Raw genomic sequence first — 16,365 nt, 5'->3', positions numbered from 1 at the left:
GTGCGCTATATGTTAGGAGTGGAAGGAGTGATCACTCCTCTTTCCCCCGATCGTCAGTCGGATGTGGCGACCATTCGTTCCGCCATTCGCAGCGAATTCTCGATGGTGTCGAAGCCGCGCGGCAGCATGACGCGCTCGTAGGCGGCGACCGCCTCGACGAGGGGCCTTCCGCTGTCCGCGGCGGCCACCAGCTCGCCAGCCAGCGTCGCAGCGTCCTGCAGCGCGGTGTTCGCGCCGACGCCGCCGGTCGGTGGCATCGTGTGGATGGCGTCGCCGAGCAGCGTGACCGGGCCGGCCTCCCACGCGTCGACGCGTTCGCTGGCCCGGATCGTGATCGGAAAGAACGTCTCGGTGTCGGCGTGTGCGAAGAGCTGCCGGACCGCCGGGTGCCAGTCCACGGTGGCCTGGACGGCGATCTGCCGCAGGTCCTCCGACGGCAGCGCGAAGAGCGTCTCATCGGTCACGCCGAGACGGTCGGGGGTCGCGACGAGGGTGGTCATCAGATAGTCCGAGGCGCCGTCGGGCCGGGAGCGGAACCGTACCGTCGCGAACCCGGCGCCGTACCCCTTGTCGTCGGCGACCCAACAGAAGCCCCGGTCGAAGTCGTCCGGGATGAGGGCGTCGGTGGTCTCGTTGATCGTCATCCGGCCGTAGATGCACCTCAGGCCCACGTCTCGCGTGGTGGCGTGCGGGAGCAGTTGCCGGCGTACCGCCGAACGGACACCGTCGGCTCCGACCAGAAGGTCACCCTCGTCGCTGCCGCCGTCGAGGAACTCCACCCGGACCCGGCCCGAGGCGGTGATCTGGTAGCCGGTCACGGTCCGGTCGAAGCGGACCGAGTCGCCCAAGCCGGCGAGCAACCCCTGCCGCAGGGTGTCCCGATCCACGTGCGTGATCTCGTCGCTGGTGATCGCCGGGAAGGTCTGGGCCATCACCTGCTCCAACCGGTGGGTGTACGCGGCCACCAGGTCACCGTTGACCCCACTGGTGCTGCGGACCCGGTCGAGCACCTGCCGCGGCAGGCAGGTCCGCAGAGCGGCGTTGCCGTTCGGGTCGAGATGGAGGCGGTAGCCCTGGTCGCGGGTCCGGGGCGTGGGGTCCCGCTCGAACACGACGACGTCGTAGCCGCCGTGGCGCAGTGCCTGCGCGAGCGCCAGGCCACCGATGCCGGCGCCGGCGATGAGGATCCGTGCGTGGTCTGACATCTCGGGGTGCCCCTTCCTCGTCGGGGTCGGTACCACCGACCAGGGATCAGAATCAAGCATCGGGTTGTCGTTGTCAAACAAACGTATGATTGCTTTGGTCAGGCGTGCGTATAATCCCTGCGTGCCGTCGTCGAGCCCACGCAGGTCGCCCAAGCCGCAGGAGCGGCAGCGCGACCCGGAGCGCACCCGCCAGCGGATCCTGGACGCTGCGGCGGCCGAATTCAGTGCGCACGGTTACGCCGGCGCCCGGGTTCGGGCGATCGCCGCGCGGGCGGGTGTCAACCAGCAGTTGGTCTCGTACTACTTCGAGGGCAAAGAGGGCCTGTACCAGGCCATGTCGCAGCAGTGGCGGCAGCGGCAGCACGAGCTGACGCCCCCGGGCACGCCGATACCGGAGCAGCTGCGTCGCTACGCTCTGGAGGCCCTGCGCAGCCCGGAGGGCGTCCGCATGTTCGCCTGGAGCGGCCTGCAGTACACCGGCCCGGACGACGACCCCGACCGCGCGTCCCGCGCCGAGTCGCTCGCGGACAGCGTCGACGAGCTTCGCGCGCTACAGCAGGCCGGCGGGCTGCCCGCCGAGGTGGACCCGGCAGCTCTGCTGGTCATGCTGATGGCCGCGGCCATGGCGACCACGACGCTGCCGCACGTCATCGAAGGTGTCTGCGGCACCGACCCGACATCACCCGAACTCGTCGAACACTTCGCCGACCAGGTGGCCGTCCTCGCCCGGCTCGTCGGGCTCGACCGCGCCTGACAAAAATCCAGTGACTCGTCCAGCCTCGCCTGATCACCGTACGTGATAGAACTGCGGTCGGGCGAGCAGACGGGGCGGTCGATCTGGTGCGGAAGAGCAGCGCTGGACGGCTCCTGCGCAAACGCGAGTCATCGCGCCAGGCATCGTCCCTCGAACTCTTCTTCGACCTGACGTTCATCTTCGCCCTGATGCGCCTGTCGAGCCGACTGGTGAGCGACCCTAGTTGGCTCACCGTCGCACAGACCCTGGTGCTGCTCGGTGGCATCTGGTGGATCTGGATCGCCACGGCCTGGTCCACCGACTGGTTCGACCCCAACGAGTCGCTGATCCAACGGCTCGTGGTGGCCGTGATGTTCGTCGGGCTGCTGATGTCCGCCGCGGTGACCCAGGCATTCGGCGCGCACGGCATCTACTTCGCCGGGGGGTACGTCCTCATCCACCTCGGTCGGGCCGCCGTTCTGCTGCCGGCCCTGCGCGGGCATCGCTTGCAGCGGCGCACACTGCTCGTCGCCGTCTGGTTCGCCGTCTCCGCGGTCCCCTGGCTGGTGGGGGCGTTCCTGCCCGCCGGGCCCCGGCTGGTGGCGTGGATCGTGGCGCTGAGCATCGACTTCACGGCCGCCTACCTCGGGTGGCCGGTGCCGACGCTGGGTCGGGTCGCCTACGAGCAACTCCGGGTAGTCGGCGACCACCTGTCCGAGCGCTACGGACAGATCAGTCTCGTCTCGCTGGGTGAGCTCATCCTGGCCACCGGCGCCGCCTACGTCAGTGGACCGTTCGACGTGCCGCGCACCGGCCTCGTCGCGGTGGCCTTCGTCAACGCGGTGGTGCTGTGGCGGATCTACTTCCTGCCGGAGAAGCAGAACTTCGGCAGAGCCATCGACAGCCGTGGCCCCCGGCTGGCGGTCTTCGCCGCGTACACCCAACTGCTCTTCATCGCCGGCGTCGTCTGCATCGCGGTCGGAGACGAGATCTCCATTGGCCGGACAGCGGAGCAGGAGGGGCACGGGTGGGGCGCCGGCTTCTTCATCGCCGGGGCGACGCTCGTCCTCGCCGGCCGAGTCGCGTTCGAGACGGCCAACGGGGCCCGGCCGTGGGGCACGCTGCTCGCGATCATCGTCATTCTCGCGCTGACCCCGGCCCTGCTGCGCCTGCCGCCGGTGGTGGCTCTGGCCGCGACCACCCTGGTGCTGGCCGTGATCGCCTTCACCAGTCCCGGCCGCCGCCAAGCCGCCCGGCAGTGGTGGCAAGAAAAGACCCAGAAACTCCGGGGACGGACGTCGAGCGGAGGAGCGCCAGGTTCGACCACGGGGTGAGGCCGGAGTACGCCGGGCTGACCGAGACCAAGGAGTGGATCGATGACGAAGGTTACGACCGGGGCGACGATGTCGTTGGACGGCTACATCGCGGACTCGTCCCACGGCGGCTTCGAGCACCTCTTCCAGTGGTACGGGGCCGGCGATGTGGAGACGCCCACGGCCAACCCGCAGATGACGTTCCGCACCTCCGCGGCCAGCGCGCAGCACCTGCGCGAACTCACCGAGCGGACCGGAGCACTGGTCGTCGGCCGACGGCTCTTCGACATGACCAAAGGCTGGGGCGGCCGGCATCCGATGGACCTGCCCGTCGTGGTCGTCACGCACAGCGTGCCGGAGGGCTGGGAGGCGGAGGGCGACTCGTTCGTCTTCGTGACCGACGGCATCGAGCGGGCGATCGAGCGGGCCAAGGCCATCGCCGGGGACAAGGAGGTCGGCGTCAACGGCGGCACCATCGCGGCGCAGGTCATCGAGGCCGGCCTGCTCGACGAGGTGCACGTCGACCTCGTCCCGGTCCTGCTCGGTGCCGGTATCCCGCTCTTCGCCGACCTGAAGATCGCGCCGGTGCAGCTGGACGGGCCGTTCCGCGTCGTCGAGGGGACCGGGGTCACCCACCTCGCCTACCGGGTGCGCCCGGCGGCCTGACCGTCTCCGGGGGCCGGCTCGCTCAGGCCGGCCCCCGCGGTTGCAGCGTTCGGGGCACACCTCGGACGGCCTGCTAACGTGGTCCCCGTAAGGTGCAGCGGGTTCCGCCCTGGGGCGTGCCCGTGTCGGGACTTCCGGCCAGCACGACGTCATCCCCAAGCGATGACGTCTCATCTCTCGCTCCTGGAGAGTTGCTGCGCCATGCCCGAAAACAGCACCACAATCCGTTCCGCCCTTCGCTGGTGGATCTTCGCCGTCATCCTGGTCGCGGACATCCTCGACCTGCTCAGCACGACGGTCACCGCCATCGCCGCCCCGTCCGTCGTCCGGGACCTGGACGCCCCGGTCTCGCTGACGCCCTGGCTCGGCTCGACGTACGCCCTCGCGCTCGGCTCGATCCTGGTGGTCGGCGGCCGGATCGGGGACCGGTACGGCTACCGTCGGTCGTTCCTCGTCGGCATCGCCGGATTCGGCGCCGCCTCGCTGCTCTGCGCGCTCGCCTGGGACCCCGCCTCGATCATCGGAGCCCGCCTCCTGCAGGGCGCGTTCGGTGCCCTGCTGATCCCGCAGGGCTTCAGCATCCTGCTCCGCGCCTTCCCGCGTACCGAACTCGGTCGCGTCTTCGGGCTCTTCGGCCCGCTGATGGCCGTCGGCTCGATCAGCGGGCCGGTCGTCGCCGGGCTGCTGATCCAGGCGGACCCGCTCGGCCTCGGCTGGCGCGGTGTCTTCGCCGCGAACCTCGTACTCGCGCTCGTCGTGCTGCTGATCGCGGCCAGGGTGCTGCCGGCGGACCACGAGCGGCGCGCGGTCGCGATCGATCCGCTGGCGGCGCTGCTGCTGATGCTCGGCGTGCTCGGGGTGCTCGGTGGGCTGATCCAGAGCGCCGACGGCGGCTGGACTCCGCTGCCATGTTCAGCGATCGTCGTCGGCGCCGCGCTGCTGGCACTGTTCACCCGGCGCCAGATCCGTGGCGGAAACCCGCTGCTGGCCCCCGCGCTGTTCCGTAACCGGGGCTTCGTGGCCGGCCTGCTGGTCGCGTCGCTCTTCTTCGCGGCCGTTGCGGGTCTGCTCTACGTCACGTCGCTGTACCTGCAGACGGGCCTGCGGCTCGCGCCGCTGTGGACCTCGGAGATCATGGCACCGCTCTCGGTCGGCATCATCATCGCCTCGTTCTCGGCGCGCGGTGCCATCGCCCGGCTGGGCCGTCGCCTGGTCACGGTCGGGCTCACACTGACCGGCGCCGGGGTGCTCGGCCTGCTCGCCAGCACCGGCGCCGGGGCGCCGACCTGGCTGTTCACCGTGCCCCTCTTCGTCTGCGGACTGGGCATGGGTTGCTGCTTCGGCTCGCTCTTCGCGGTCACCCTCGGCGACGTCGACGAGGAGCAGGCCGGCAGTGCCAGCGGCACCCTCAACGCGGTGCAGCAGATCGTCAACGCCGTAGGTTCGGCGGCCGTCTCGACGATCTTCCTCACCGTCGGCGCCCACCACGACGCGCTCTCCGGGCTGCTCGTCACGCTGCTCGGCGTGCTCGGCGTGATCGTCCTCTGCGGACTGTGTCTGCCGCTGCTGCCGCGTACCGCGCTGGCCGACCACCACTGATCCCAGTGGGTCAGCTCCACCGTCCGGCCAGGGCTCGGCGGCTGCCGTCCGCAGCGCGTCGGCCGGCCGGGCGGTGGGGCCGGTCAGCGCCCGGGGAGTCGCGTGAGCAGGACTTATCAGCGCTCCACCGGCCCGCCGCAGACCGGCGGGACACGAACGCGGTGCCCCCAGCGGAACGTGCTCGTGTGGTGAACTGTGGGACATGGAACCAGCCCGATTCCTCGACTGCCTCGCGGACGACGTCGCGCGACTGCGTGCCATCGCACCGACCGGCCTCGACGCGGCGGTGCCGAGCTGCCCCGGCTGGACGGTCGCCGACCTGACCCGGCACGTCGGAGAGGTCTACCTCCACAAGACCCTGGCCATCCGCGAAGGCGCGGAGCCGCAGCCGTGGCCGCCGCCGGAGCTGGCCGACGAGGAGCCGCTGGCGCTGCTCGACCGGACGTACGCCGCGTTGGTGCAGGAGTTGACGACCCGCCGCCCGCAGGACCCGGCCGGCTCCTGGTACGGGCCGGACCCGACCGTCGGCTTCTGGATCCGCCGAATGGCGCAGGAGACCGTCATCCACCGCATCGACGCCGAGCTCGGCGTCGGCGCACCGGTCGCCCCCGTGCCGGCCGACCTCGCCATCGACGGCGTCGACGAGCTGCTCAGGGTGTTCGTGGCGTACTCGGTGGCCGAGTGGGCCGATGCTTTCAGCGGGCACCTGGCCGGCTCGCCGGGCTGGACGCACACCATCCGAACTGATGGCGCCACATGGTCGGTGCGGGCCGGGCCGGGTCTGTTCGACGTGACCGACGGCGCGGCCGACACCACCGACGTGACCGTGGCCGGTCCGCCGACTGCACTGCTGCGGTGGGCGTGGGGCCGGGAGCGGGCCGGTGAGCCGAGCGGCGTCACAGTGGAGGGTCCTGCCGAGGCGGTCACGCAGCTGCGCCGCTGCATCGTGACGGCGACCCAGTGAATTGACCGGTCACCCTGGCGGGCCCGGCGTCCGAGGCGGTATGCTCCGCCGCGATGATCACTTCCTCTCGTACCAGATTGGGGGTCCGATTCGTGCAAGGTGAGTGCTGATGCGCTCCCTCGCCGCGAATGCGGATTCTCGCCTGTCTCTCTGGCGGCGCGTGCGCGAGTTCGCCGTGCCGCCCTCCATGATCGAGTGTGCTACCGCTCGTCGCCAGACCGGCGACTGGGCCGGCGCGTGCGCCGCCGCTCGGGTCGATGTCGACGTCAGCCTGCGTGCCGTAGCGGACCGCCATGGCCGGGAGTTGGCGGCCCAGCTCCGGGTCGATCTCCGTCATCTGGCCCCTGACCTGCTGCGCTGGCATCTGCCGAGGGTGGCACCGGACGGGATGCTGCGGCCCGGCCTGACCGTCTCGCTGGCCCGCTACGGCTCGGCGGACCGGGACGGCGGCGGCACCGTGCACCTGGTGGCCAGCACCCCGCCGGCCTGGGCCGATGCCGGTCAGCGGATCAGCCTGGGAGTGTGGGACCGGTCCCGGTCGGGCGCCGGCGCTTCCCCGCATCCCGACCAACGGTTCCGCCTCGACCTGCACCGCCACCTGTGGGACGCGCGTCGGGCCACCGAGCTGCGGAGTAGGTCGGGGGCGGACCGCGGCCCGGCCAGTGCCGGCCTCGCGGGTCTCCCCGAGACGCTGCGCGCGGCGTTGCGGCAGCGCGGATGCGCGATCGACCGGTGGTCCGCCGAGGCGGCCATCGTGCTGAACGCCGAGGGGCGCGCCGGCGGCAGCGTGGCGGTACGGGTCGGCGGCCGACGTCGGCTGCTCCTGGACGTTCCGGCCGGCGGTGACGGCAGTGCGCCGCTCACCGCGCGGTTGACCAGGGCGATCCCGGGCGGCGGGACGGTGCTGCCCGACGCGGCGACCTGGGTGCTGCCCGACCTGGCGCTGCTCCGCGGCGGTCTGATCGAGGCCGACCAGCTGCACCCGCTGGTCGCCTCGGCACTCGTGCCCGAGTATCCGGTCGCTGCCCGCCCGGCAGCGCCCGACCGGGCCGAGCAGCCGCGCCTGGTGGAGTGCCGGGGCGCCCGACACCGCATCGGCCTGGTCGACGGCGTGCTCGCCGCGCTGGATCACGACCCGGCCGAGGTGCGCCGCGAGGAGCTGCTGGCCGCGCTCACCGGCACGCCGCTGCCCTGTCTGCGGGCGATCGATGAGGCCCATCGACAGCCCGAGTGCCTGCCCGACGTGCGGGCACGCCTGGACCACGGCGACACCGCCGGCGCGCTGGCCACCGTCGAGGCGCTGCTCGGCCCCGACGCGCTCCTGCGCGACGGCACCCTCCGCGACGAACTGGAGACCGCCGCGCTGCGGCGCATCAACCACGGGCTGTTCCGAGCGGGACTGCTCGGCGCCGTGGCCCATCCCGGCGGCCGGGAACGCCGCCGCTCGGGCGCCCGCCGCCAGCACCCGCGCCACACGAAGTCCCGCTGACACCAGCGGCCGCGCGCCGCGTACGACTCCGTCGCACCCATCACGAACCCCAAAGGTGACCAACCATGTCTGCATCCAGCCCTCAGCTCGACGTCGCCGCCGATCTGCTCGCCCTGCTCGGAGCGACCACCACCGAACCCCGCCCCGACATCCAGTTGTCGGCCCTGACCCTGGCCGTGGCCGCCGACCTGCCCGTACTGCTCTGGGGCGAGCCGGGCATCGGTAAGACCGCGGCCCTGACGCACCTGGCCGCGACCCTGGACCTGCCGTTGACGACCGTCGTCGCCAGCGTCCACGAGCCGTCCGACTTCTCCGGCCTGCCGGTCGTCGGCGCCGACCCGGCGACCCAGGGTGTCCCGATGGCCCCACCGGACTGGGCGGTACGCCTGGTGCGAGCCGGCCGTGGGCTGCTGTTCCTCGACGAGTTGTCCACCGCCCCGCCGGCCGTCCAGGCCGCCCTGCTCCGCCTGGTGCTGGAGCGACGGGTCGGCGCGCTGCGGCTGCCACCCGGGGTGCGGATCGTGGCCGCCGCCAACCCACGCTCGTCGGCGGCCGACGGCTGGGAGTTGAGCCCTCCACTGGCCAACCGGTTCGTCCACCTCCAGTGGACCCACGACCACGAGGTCGTCGTACGCGGACTCGGTGGCACCTGGCCCCGCGTGACGCTGCCCCGGCTCGACCCGGAGCAGCTCCCGGCGGCCGTCGCCTTCGCCCGCCGGGCCGTGTGTGGTCTGCTCTCCGGCCGCCCGAAGCTCGTCCACCAACTGCCCAGCAGCGAGACCGGCCGGGGTGGGCCCTGGCCGTCACCCCGGAGCTGGGAGATGGCCCTGCGGCTGATCGCCTTCGCTACCGCGGCCGGCGTCTCCCGCGAGGTGTTGTCGATGCTGGTCCGGGGCACGGTCGGCGACGGTCCGGGGCTGGAGTTGCTGGCCAGCATGGACCGGATGGACCTGCCCGACCCGGAGTCGCTGCTGGCCGATCCGGCGTCGGCGGTGCTGCCCGAGCGGGGTGACCTGCGCCAGGCCGTGTTGGACGCCGTGGTGGAGGCGGTCCGCCATCGTCCGGAGCGGTCCCGTTGGGACGCGGCATGGGCGCTCATGGTCCACGCGGTGGAGACCGGAGCCCCGGATCTGGTGGTGGTCCCCGCGACCACCCTCGCCACGCTGCGCCGGGAGGACTGGGACGTGCCTCCCACGATCGAGCGCCTCGCCGGCGCGGTGTCGCTGTCCCGGCGAGCGGATCGGGCGGCGGTACGGGTCGCGGCCGCCGCGGGTATCGGACGATGACCGCCGCGCACACCGTGCCGCTCGACCTGGACAAGCTCTTCGCCGCACGGCTGCACGCCGCCCGGGCCCGCCCGTACCTGGCCACGGCGTTGTTCGCCCTGCACGTGGTGGCGTCCCGGCAGGTGCCGACGATGGCGGTGGACCAGCACTGGCGGTGCTACGTGTCGCCGCGGTTCGTGGACTGCATCCCGGTGGAGGAACTCGCCGGGGTGTGGGTGCACGAGGTGTCGCACCTGCTGCGCGACCACCACGGGCGGGGTGACCGGGTCGCCAAGGAACGGGGGCTGACCGGCCCGGGGGAGCGGCTGCGGATGAACATCGCCGCCGACTGCGAGATCAACGACGACGTGTTCGGTGACGGGCTGGCCAAGCCCGAGGGCGCCGTCGAGCCGGAGTTGCTGGGGCTCGCCCCCGGGGAGCTGATGGAGGACTACCTGCGTCAGTTCGGGCTCGGGCCGCGTACCCAGGGTCTGGTCTGGTTGGACTGCGGCAGCGGCGCCGACGGGTTGGCGCGAGCGTGGGACCTGGGCTCGGACGGCGCGCACGGCCTCAGCGTGCAGGAACGCGACGCCGTCCGGTTCCGGGTGGCCGAGGGCATCACCGGCCAGCCGGGCACCGTCCCCCAGGGGTGGCGACGGTGGGCGGAGCAGGCGTTCCACCCACCGCAGCCCTGGCGGGAGTTGCTGGGGGCGGCGGTCCGCTCGGCGGCCTCGGCCGGCGGCGTGGGCGAGGACTACACGTACGGCCGGCCGTCCCGGCGCTCGGCCGGCGTGCCCGGTGCGATCCTGCCCAGCCTGCGCCGCCGGCCTCCCCGGGTGTGCGTGATCGTCGACACCTCCGGGTCGGTCAGCGACGCCGAACTGGGCAGCGCGCTGCTGGAGGTCACCGCGATCTCCCGCGCGGTGGGCGGCCGGCGCGACCTGGTGAGCGTGCTGCCGTGCGACGCGGCGGCCCGGATCGTGCACCCGTTGTGCCGCGCCGAGGACATCCCGCTGCTGGGTGGGGGCGGCACGGATCTGCGGGCCGGTTTCACCCGGGCTCTGCGGGCGCGACCCCGACCGGACGTCGTCGTGGTCCTCACCGACGGGCAGACTCCCTGGCCGACCGCCCGGCCGTCGGCCCGGACGGTGGTGGGTCTCTTTCCCCGTCACCGGAGGTCGTATCGCGAGAACGATCCGGACTACCGGCCGGTTGTGCCACCGGCGTGGGCGCGGGTGGTGACCATCGGACCAGCTTAGAATCGATGATGTTCACTGCCAGCGTCGGTGGTGTCGTGGATGGCTACCGCGAAGGGCGGTGCGAAGAATGGGACCCGACGAGCGGGAGCGGCTGTTCGATCAGGCACGGGAGCACTCGACGCGGCAGGACACCTGGGCGGAGGCGGACCGGCTGTGGAGCCGGGTCATCGACGCCTACCGGCAAGCGGTACGCGGCCCGGGCCGGGTGGATCGGCGCGACCAGCAGCAATTGGCCCGGGCGTTGTGGCGGCGCGGGATGCTCCTGTCCGCGCGCGGTCGGGCCGGCGAGGGGATGGCTCCCGGCGGTGAGGCGGTCGCCATCTTCGAACGGGTGCACGACGCGGCGGCGGCCGAGAACGGGGACGTGGCCGGCGCACAACGGGACGAGGCCCTCGCGGAGCTGATCACCGCCCTGGTGGACCTTTCGGAGATCGCGTTCGCCGCCGGCCAGGTCGCGACCCGGATCGAGCTGCTGGAGCGGGCCCTCGCGGTGGGTCTGACCACCGTCGGGTCCCCGCCGTCCGCCGGGCCCCGCACCAGGGAGGCGATGGGCACGGCCTACCACAATCAGGCCACCGCGCTGCTGCACCGGTCCGTCACCCGGCCAGGGTCGGAGGAGAGCATCCGGGAGGCGGCGCTGGCCGCGTCGCGCGCCTGCGAGCTGCGCCAGGCGCTGCTCGATCCCCTGCGTCCCATCAGCCTGTGGGAGATGGCCAACACGTACGGGGTGTACGGGCAGTGCCTGGCGTTGATCGGCGACGTCGAGCGGGCCAACGCGGTGGTGGCGATGGGCAACCGACTGGTGGAGCTGCTGGGGCCGGCCGGCGCCCAGCCCGCCGCGCACCTGGCGATGGCGGCCGAGATGATGGCCCGGGGACGGGCGACGTCGAGCGGTTCTCGTCGCTGGGGGTGGCGGCGCCGCTGAGCGTCGTCAGTGCCCGGCTTGGGCGAGATCCTGGAGGCGGCGGCGTACGCCGGTGACGTCGGGATGCCCGAGGCCGGTCAAGATCATGAGCGCGGCGTTCCAGGTCGACTCGGCGTCCCGGGGCCGGCCGATCGCCAGTTGACTGTCGCCGAGGTGGGTCAGGACCAGCGCCTCGTCGTAACGGTCACCGTCCTCATGGTGCAGCCGTCGTGCCTCCTCGTAACAGCTGATCGCCGTGGCGTGATCGCCCAGGTGGCTGTGGGCGTACCCCAGGGTGTCCAGCGTGGCCGCCTCGCCGTCGCGGTCACCGACCTCGCGCAGGAGCGGGAGGGCCTGCGTACCGGTCGCCAGCGCCGCGGCGTGGTCGCCGACAACGACCTGGTACCAACCGACGCCGCTCAGCGCCCGGGCTCGGAAGCGCGGGTGGTCGGCCTGGGTGTAGAAGTGCAGCGCCTGTTGGGCATGGCCGAGTGCGGCCTCGTGCCGCCCACGTGCGTCGACGATGCGGGCCAGGTTGCTGTGCACGTGGCCACCGCCCACCAGGTCGCCGAGCTGCTCGAAGATGTCGAGCGCCAGTCGGTAGTGGCGTTCGGCCGGCTCGGTGTCGCCGATCCGGGTGTAGACCGCGGCGATACCCAGATGGCTGCGACCCTGGACGGCCAGGTCGGCCTGTCGCTCGGCGACGGTGAGCGCGCCGCGGTGGCCACGCAGCTCGTCGTGCCAATGCCCCTGCAGGTGCGCGAACGGCACGAATGCCCAGGCCAGTGGCGCGACGTACGCGTCGAACCCGTGCTCCACCGCGACGTCCAGCATGCTGAGCAGCACCTCGTGGTCGGCGGTGAACCACAGCAGTGCCGCGCTGCGGCTGGCCGGGGCGGACCAGACCACGCCAGGCCTGCGCGCCGGCGCGTCCACCTCGTCGCGGTGGGGGAGCAGCAGCCGGGCGCCAGCGCCGGCGGTGTGGACGTAGTGGTCGAGAGCTCGGCGCAGCGCCTCGGCCCGGTCCTCGACGTCGTCCTGCGCGTGGGCGAGCTCCGCGGCGTACGCGCGCAGCAGGTCGTGGAACTCGTAGCGGCCCGGCCGGTGCTCCTGGATGAGGTGGTTACGGGCGATCTCGTCCAGCAGGAGGCGGACGCGATCCGGCTCGGCGGCGGCCAGGCTCGCCACCGCGTCGACCGAGATGTCCGGGCCGGGGTGCGTGGCGAGCAGCCGGAAGAGACGGGCGGCAGCGTCGCTGAGATCCCGGTACGACCAGGAGAAGAGGGCGCGCAGGTCGGTGCTCGTGTCGCCGACGGCGAGGGTGTCGAGGGCCGTCGACGGGTCCGCCGCGTCGATCTGGGCGGTCAGCGTCCTGACGGTCGCGTCGGGTTGCGTGGCGAGGCGAGCGGCGACCAGGGCCAGCGCGATGGGCAGGTGCTGGCAGCGGTGGATGAGACGGTCGACGTCGGCGGACTCCGCGTGGATGCGGTGGGCGCCCAGGCGCAGGCCGAGCAGGTCCCGGGCTTCGCCCGAATTCAAGGGCGCAAGCGCGAGGAGGTACGCGGCGTCGCTGACGACGAGGCCGGTCAGGTGACCGCGGCTGGTGATCACCACCCGGCAGGCCGAGTTGCCGGGCAGCAGTGGCCGGACCTGGTCGGTGTTGGCGGCGTTGTCCAGCACGACGAGCATGCGCCGATCCGCCAGCAGGCTGCGGTAGAGGGCGGCCCGGCTGTCCTGATCCGTCGGGATGCGCGAGGCGGTGACGCCCAGCGCGCCGAGGAAGCCGTGCAGGACGTCGATGGGCGCCAGCGGAGGGCTGGTCGGGCCGAAACCGCGCAGGTTGACGTACAACTGCCCGTCGGGGTAACGCCCGGCCGCCGCGTGCGCCCAGCGGACGGCCAGGGTGGTCTTCCCGACCCCGGCCGCACCCACCACGGAGACGACGGGGTTCGGTGCGCTGTCGATCTCCCGGAGTTCGGCGATCCGCCCGGCGAAGCCGACGACCTGGGCGGGCAGTTGCGCCGGTCGTATCTGCGGCGCGGCCTGTCCTGCCTGGTCCCGGGCCGTTTCCGCCCGCGCGGCCCGCTGGAATTCGAGGCGTTCCGCGTCGGACAGCCGCAGCGCGTCGGCGAGCAACCGCACCGTGCTGGCGCGAGGTGAGGCGACCCGGCCAGCTTCTATCTCGCGTAGGTGGCGGACGCTGACGCGGGCATGGGTGGCCAGCTCCTCCTGCGTGATCAGGATCCTGGTGCGGTGGGCGCGTACTACCTCGCCGAACACGTACCTCCTCGCCTTTTCGTCTGCGGGGCGGTGCACCGGGGATCTCGTCACAGCACCAGCCAACCGCCAGTGCTCAGCCTGCCCGCATCGTATCGATGACGGCGAGAATCGGTGTGCCGGGTTTCGGCTGGCTTCCCGTCTCGGATCAAGCCTGACTCGGGCAACCGGTCGCGACCGTGCGGTCAACCGAGGGGCAGCACCGCGACGCGGGTGTGGTGAACGGTCGGGTGTACCACTTCGCTGGCAACGGCTTCCGCGTACTGGCCGTGCGTGAGCGGGGCCGTCGCCTGTTGACGGGTGAGCGGTTCCGCGAGCAACCGGTACCCCTGCCCCTGTGGCGTCCCGAACCCGGCGGGCGGGGCCAGGATCGCCCAGTCGAGTGTCGTATCGGCGAGTGCGGTCAGTTGCCGGGCGTGCGCCTGGGCGAACGGCCTGAGCTCGGGCGGGAACAGGTCCGGCTCGTCCATCACCACGTCGCCCGACTCGAGTCGCAGTGTGGCCGTCAGACCGACGGCGACGAGCCGGCGGCGAGGAGCGTGCCAATTGGCGTCGACACCCGCGACGATCGCGGCGTAGTAGTCGAGGTCGAAACCGTCGAATGAAGGAGGCGGCGCCGAGAACGGTGTGACGGCCAAAACCAGAGCATCGACGGTACGAAGCGTCGCCGCCAACTCCTCGGGACGCTGGGCGTCCCCCTGGGCCACGCGCAAACTCGGATGGCGCGGCAGGTCGTGCCGGGCCGGTTGGCGGATTACGGCGTTGACGTGCAGGCCCCGCTCAAGTAGGGCGGCCGTGACCGCGCGCCCCACGCGGCCGCCGGCACCGAGGACCGCGACCTGTTGTGGAAGGGAGTTGGATGCGTTCGGCATGTCTTCGACCGTAGGTGCCACAGGGGTGGTCACCGCAACGTAACCGCCTACGCTGGATCGGTGACCGAGACCGTTGCGGCGCTGCCGACGTTCGATCCGGCGTGCCCGATGAGTGCGTTCCCGATCCAGATCGGGGGCAAGTGGACCGTGATGATCGTGCTGTGCCTCGACGATGGCCCTCGACGATTCGGAGTCCTGCGCCGCCACCTGCGACCGATCAGCACGAAGGTGCTCGCCGAGACCCTGACCGCAATGGGACGGGACGGTCTGGTGCGACGCTGCCCGGTCGAGGGGGCCGACGACGGGGGCGTGGAGTACGAGTTGACGCCGCTCGGCCGCACCCTGCTCACCGTCATCGAGCAGGCGCGTGAGTGGGCCCGGAACCACGCCGGCGACCTCCTGCGCGCTCGTGCCACGTACGACGAGGCCGTTGCGGCTCCGCCTCATGCTCCATCGGCATGAAGGATCTCGGTAGTCAGATCGCGTACTGGGACAGCGTCGGCGTCACGAAGACGTTCACGCACCCGGTGAATCTCAGCTGGTTGTCCGCAGTGAGCTCAACTGCGCGGATCTTGGACTACGGCTGTGGCTACGGCCGTGTCATGGGCGAGTTGAGCGAGCACGGCTACTCCGAGGTATTCGGCGTGGACCTGTCTCCCGCGCTGATCGAGCGGGGCCGTCAGTCGCGGCCCGACCTGCGCTTCGCGGTCCTGGAGTCCCCGCCAGCCATCGCCTGTGCCCACGCGAGCTTCGATGTCGTCATGCTGTTCGCGGTGCTCACCTGCGTTCCCGACGATGACGCTCAGCGGGCATTGGCGGCTGAGCTGAGCCGTGTCCTGGTGCCCGGTGGGCTGCTCTACGTCAGCGACCTGCTCCTTCAGGACGACACGCGAAACCAGCACCGCTACAGCGCGCACGCCCAGCGGTTCGGCACCCCGTACGGGGTCTTCACCACCGGCGACGGGGCCGTGTGCCGGCACCACCACGTGGCACACCTGCGCAACGTGTTCGCAGGCTTCGACCTGTTGGACGAGACCCGGCTCGAGGTCGCCACGATGAACGGCCACCGGTCGCAGGCGGTGCAGTTGCTGGGCCGCAGGCGGTGACGCTCACCCGCGCGCACGGGCAGCCCACCGACTGGTAACTTAGGGCTCCTAAGTTTTTGGTTAGCACCCGAAAGGTCAGCATGCCACGGCAGGGCTTGACGAGCGAGCGTGTCTCGGCTGCCGCAGCCGAGCTGGCCGACACGGTCGGGTTGGCGCGGTTGACCGTCGCGGCGGTCGCCCGGCACTTCGGGGTCTCGGATGCCGCCCTCTACGTTCACGTGCGCAGTCGCGACGCGTTGATCGAGCAGGTTGCGGTTCGGGCCGCGACGGCGTTCGCCGACAGCCTCGCGCTCGCGGTGGCCGGCCGGGCTGGTCGCGAAGCCCTCGTCGGCTTCGGCGACGCGTGGCGTGCCTTCGCGATCGCGCATCCGGGTCAGTACGTCGCGACTCAGTTGCAGTTGCCGCCCGAGGTCGGCACGGCTTCAGCGGGCCATCTGCGCCTGATCGAGCTGAGCTACGCGATGCTTCGCGGCTACGGGCTCGACGAACCGGAGCTGACCGACGCCATGCGATTCGTGCGCAGCACCCTTCATGGTTTTGCGAGTCTCGAGACTGTCGAGGGCTTCGGGCATCCCCGCGATATCGACGCTTCGTGGAGCAGCATCCTCGACGCGGTGCACACGACGCTGAGCAACTGGCCCAGCAGACCAGTGGAGCGGAAATGAACAGCCACGATCAACACGTCAGGTCGAGCGACGGCACTCGTCTGGTGG

Annotated in this window: 15 protein-coding genes; 12 read left to right on the top strand and 3 right to left on the bottom strand. The window is 71.8% G+C overall.

Annotated elements, in window-relative coordinates:
* Positions 1-53: 53 nt before the first annotated feature.
* Positions 54-1,205, bottom strand: coding sequence for an FAD-dependent oxidoreductase (locus tag V6V47_RS07880; RefSeq protein WP_334627404.1), 1,152 nt, complete (start codon positions 1,203-1,205; stop codon positions 54-56).
* 121 nt (positions 1,206-1,326) lie between these two features.
* Here V6V47_RS07880 and V6V47_RS07875 point away from each other — a divergent pair, with 121 nt between their 5' ends.
* From V6V47_RS07875 to V6V47_RS07835, 9 genes are all read left to right on the top strand, one after another.
* Positions 1,327-1,959: a TetR/AcrR family transcriptional regulator gene (locus tag V6V47_RS07875; RefSeq protein ID WP_334627403.1), complete on the top strand. Its 633-nt coding sequence runs from the start codon at positions 1,327-1,329 to the stop codon at positions 1,957-1,959.
* A gap of 86 nt (positions 1,960-2,045) precedes the next feature.
* Entirely contained in the window at positions 2,046-3,272 is a 1,227-nt protein-coding gene (locus V6V47_RS07870; protein WP_334627402.1) for a low temperature requirement protein A, read from the top strand.
* Positions 3,273-3,314: 42 nt separating this feature from the next.
* Complete coding sequence (locus V6V47_RS07865) at positions 3,315-3,917, top strand: dihydrofolate reductase family protein (RefSeq protein ID WP_334627401.1); 603 nt, start codon at positions 3,315-3,317, stop codon at positions 3,915-3,917.
* Positions 3,918-4,118: 201 nt separating this feature from the next.
* Entirely contained in the window at positions 4,119-5,516 is a 1,398-nt protein-coding gene (locus V6V47_RS07860; RefSeq protein WP_334627400.1) for an MFS transporter, read from the top strand.
* A 202-nt stretch (positions 5,517-5,718) separates the two neighbouring features.
* Complete coding sequence (locus tag V6V47_RS07855; RefSeq protein WP_334627399.1) at positions 5,719-6,480, top strand: maleylpyruvate isomerase family mycothiol-dependent enzyme; 762 nt, start codon at positions 5,719-5,721, stop codon at positions 6,478-6,480.
* Between the two features lie 109 nt (positions 6,481-6,589).
* Entirely contained in the window at positions 6,590-7,969 is a 1,380-nt protein-coding gene (locus V6V47_RS07850; RefSeq protein ID WP_334627398.1) for a hypothetical protein, read from the top strand.
* Between the two features lie 65 nt (positions 7,970-8,034).
* Positions 8,035-9,255, top strand: a complete 1,221-nt coding sequence (locus V6V47_RS07845; protein WP_334627397.1) for an AAA family ATPase — start codon at positions 8,035-8,037, stop codon at positions 9,253-9,255.
* On the top strand, positions 9,252-10,493 hold the full coding sequence (locus V6V47_RS07840; protein WP_334627396.1) for a vWA domain-containing protein: 1,242 nt from the start codon (positions 9,252-9,254) through the stop codon (positions 10,491-10,493). The genes V6V47_RS07845 and V6V47_RS07840 overlap by 4 nt, the downstream gene beginning before the upstream one ends.
* A gap of 67 nt (positions 10,494-10,560) precedes the next feature.
* Positions 10,561-11,418: a hypothetical protein gene (locus V6V47_RS07835; RefSeq protein WP_334627395.1), complete on the top strand. Its 858-nt coding sequence runs from the start codon at positions 10,561-10,563 to the stop codon at positions 11,416-11,418.
* A 6-nt stretch (positions 11,419-11,424) separates the two neighbouring features.
* Here the strand turns inward: V6V47_RS07835 and V6V47_RS07830 are convergent, their stop codons facing one another.
* A complete protein-coding gene (locus tag V6V47_RS07830; RefSeq protein ID WP_334627394.1) occupies positions 11,425-13,677 on the bottom strand; it encodes a helix-turn-helix transcriptional regulator in 2,253 nt (750 codons plus the stop codon).
* A 182-nt stretch (positions 13,678-13,859) separates the two neighbouring features.
* Entirely contained in the window at positions 13,860-14,546 is a 687-nt protein-coding gene (locus tag V6V47_RS07825; protein ID WP_334627393.1) for an NAD(P)-dependent oxidoreductase, read from the bottom strand.
* 60 nt (positions 14,547-14,606) lie between these two features.
* On the opposite strand from V6V47_RS07825, the gene V6V47_RS07820 reads away from it, so the two are divergent.
* The 3 genes from V6V47_RS07820 (at position 14,607) to V6V47_RS07810 (ending at position 16,317) form a co-directional block, all read left to right on the top strand.
* Positions 14,607-15,008, top strand: coding sequence for a winged helix-turn-helix transcriptional regulator (locus tag V6V47_RS07820; protein ID WP_334627392.1), 402 nt, complete (start codon positions 14,607-14,609; stop codon positions 15,006-15,008).
* Positions 15,005-15,652: a class I SAM-dependent methyltransferase gene (locus V6V47_RS07815; RefSeq protein ID WP_334627391.1), complete on the top strand. Its 648-nt coding sequence runs from the start codon at positions 15,005-15,007 to the stop codon at positions 15,650-15,652. The genes V6V47_RS07820 and V6V47_RS07815 overlap by 4 nt, the downstream gene beginning before the upstream one ends.
* Before the next feature lie 95 nt (positions 15,653-15,747).
* Positions 15,748-16,317 (top strand): TetR/AcrR family transcriptional regulator, encoded by a 570-nt coding sequence (locus V6V47_RS07810; protein WP_334627390.1) that lies wholly within the window; start codon positions 15,748-15,750, stop codon positions 16,315-16,317.
* The last annotated feature ends 48 nt before the right edge of the window (positions 16,318-16,365 follow it).

This window comes from Micromonospora sp. CPCC 205539, from assembly GCF_036906815.1.
GTDB lineage: Bacteria > Actinomycetota > Actinomycetes > Mycobacteriales > Micromonosporaceae > Micromonospora.
Note: the sequence above shows the minus strand (reverse complement) of the source record. Positions and strands in the feature narration are given on the sequence as shown.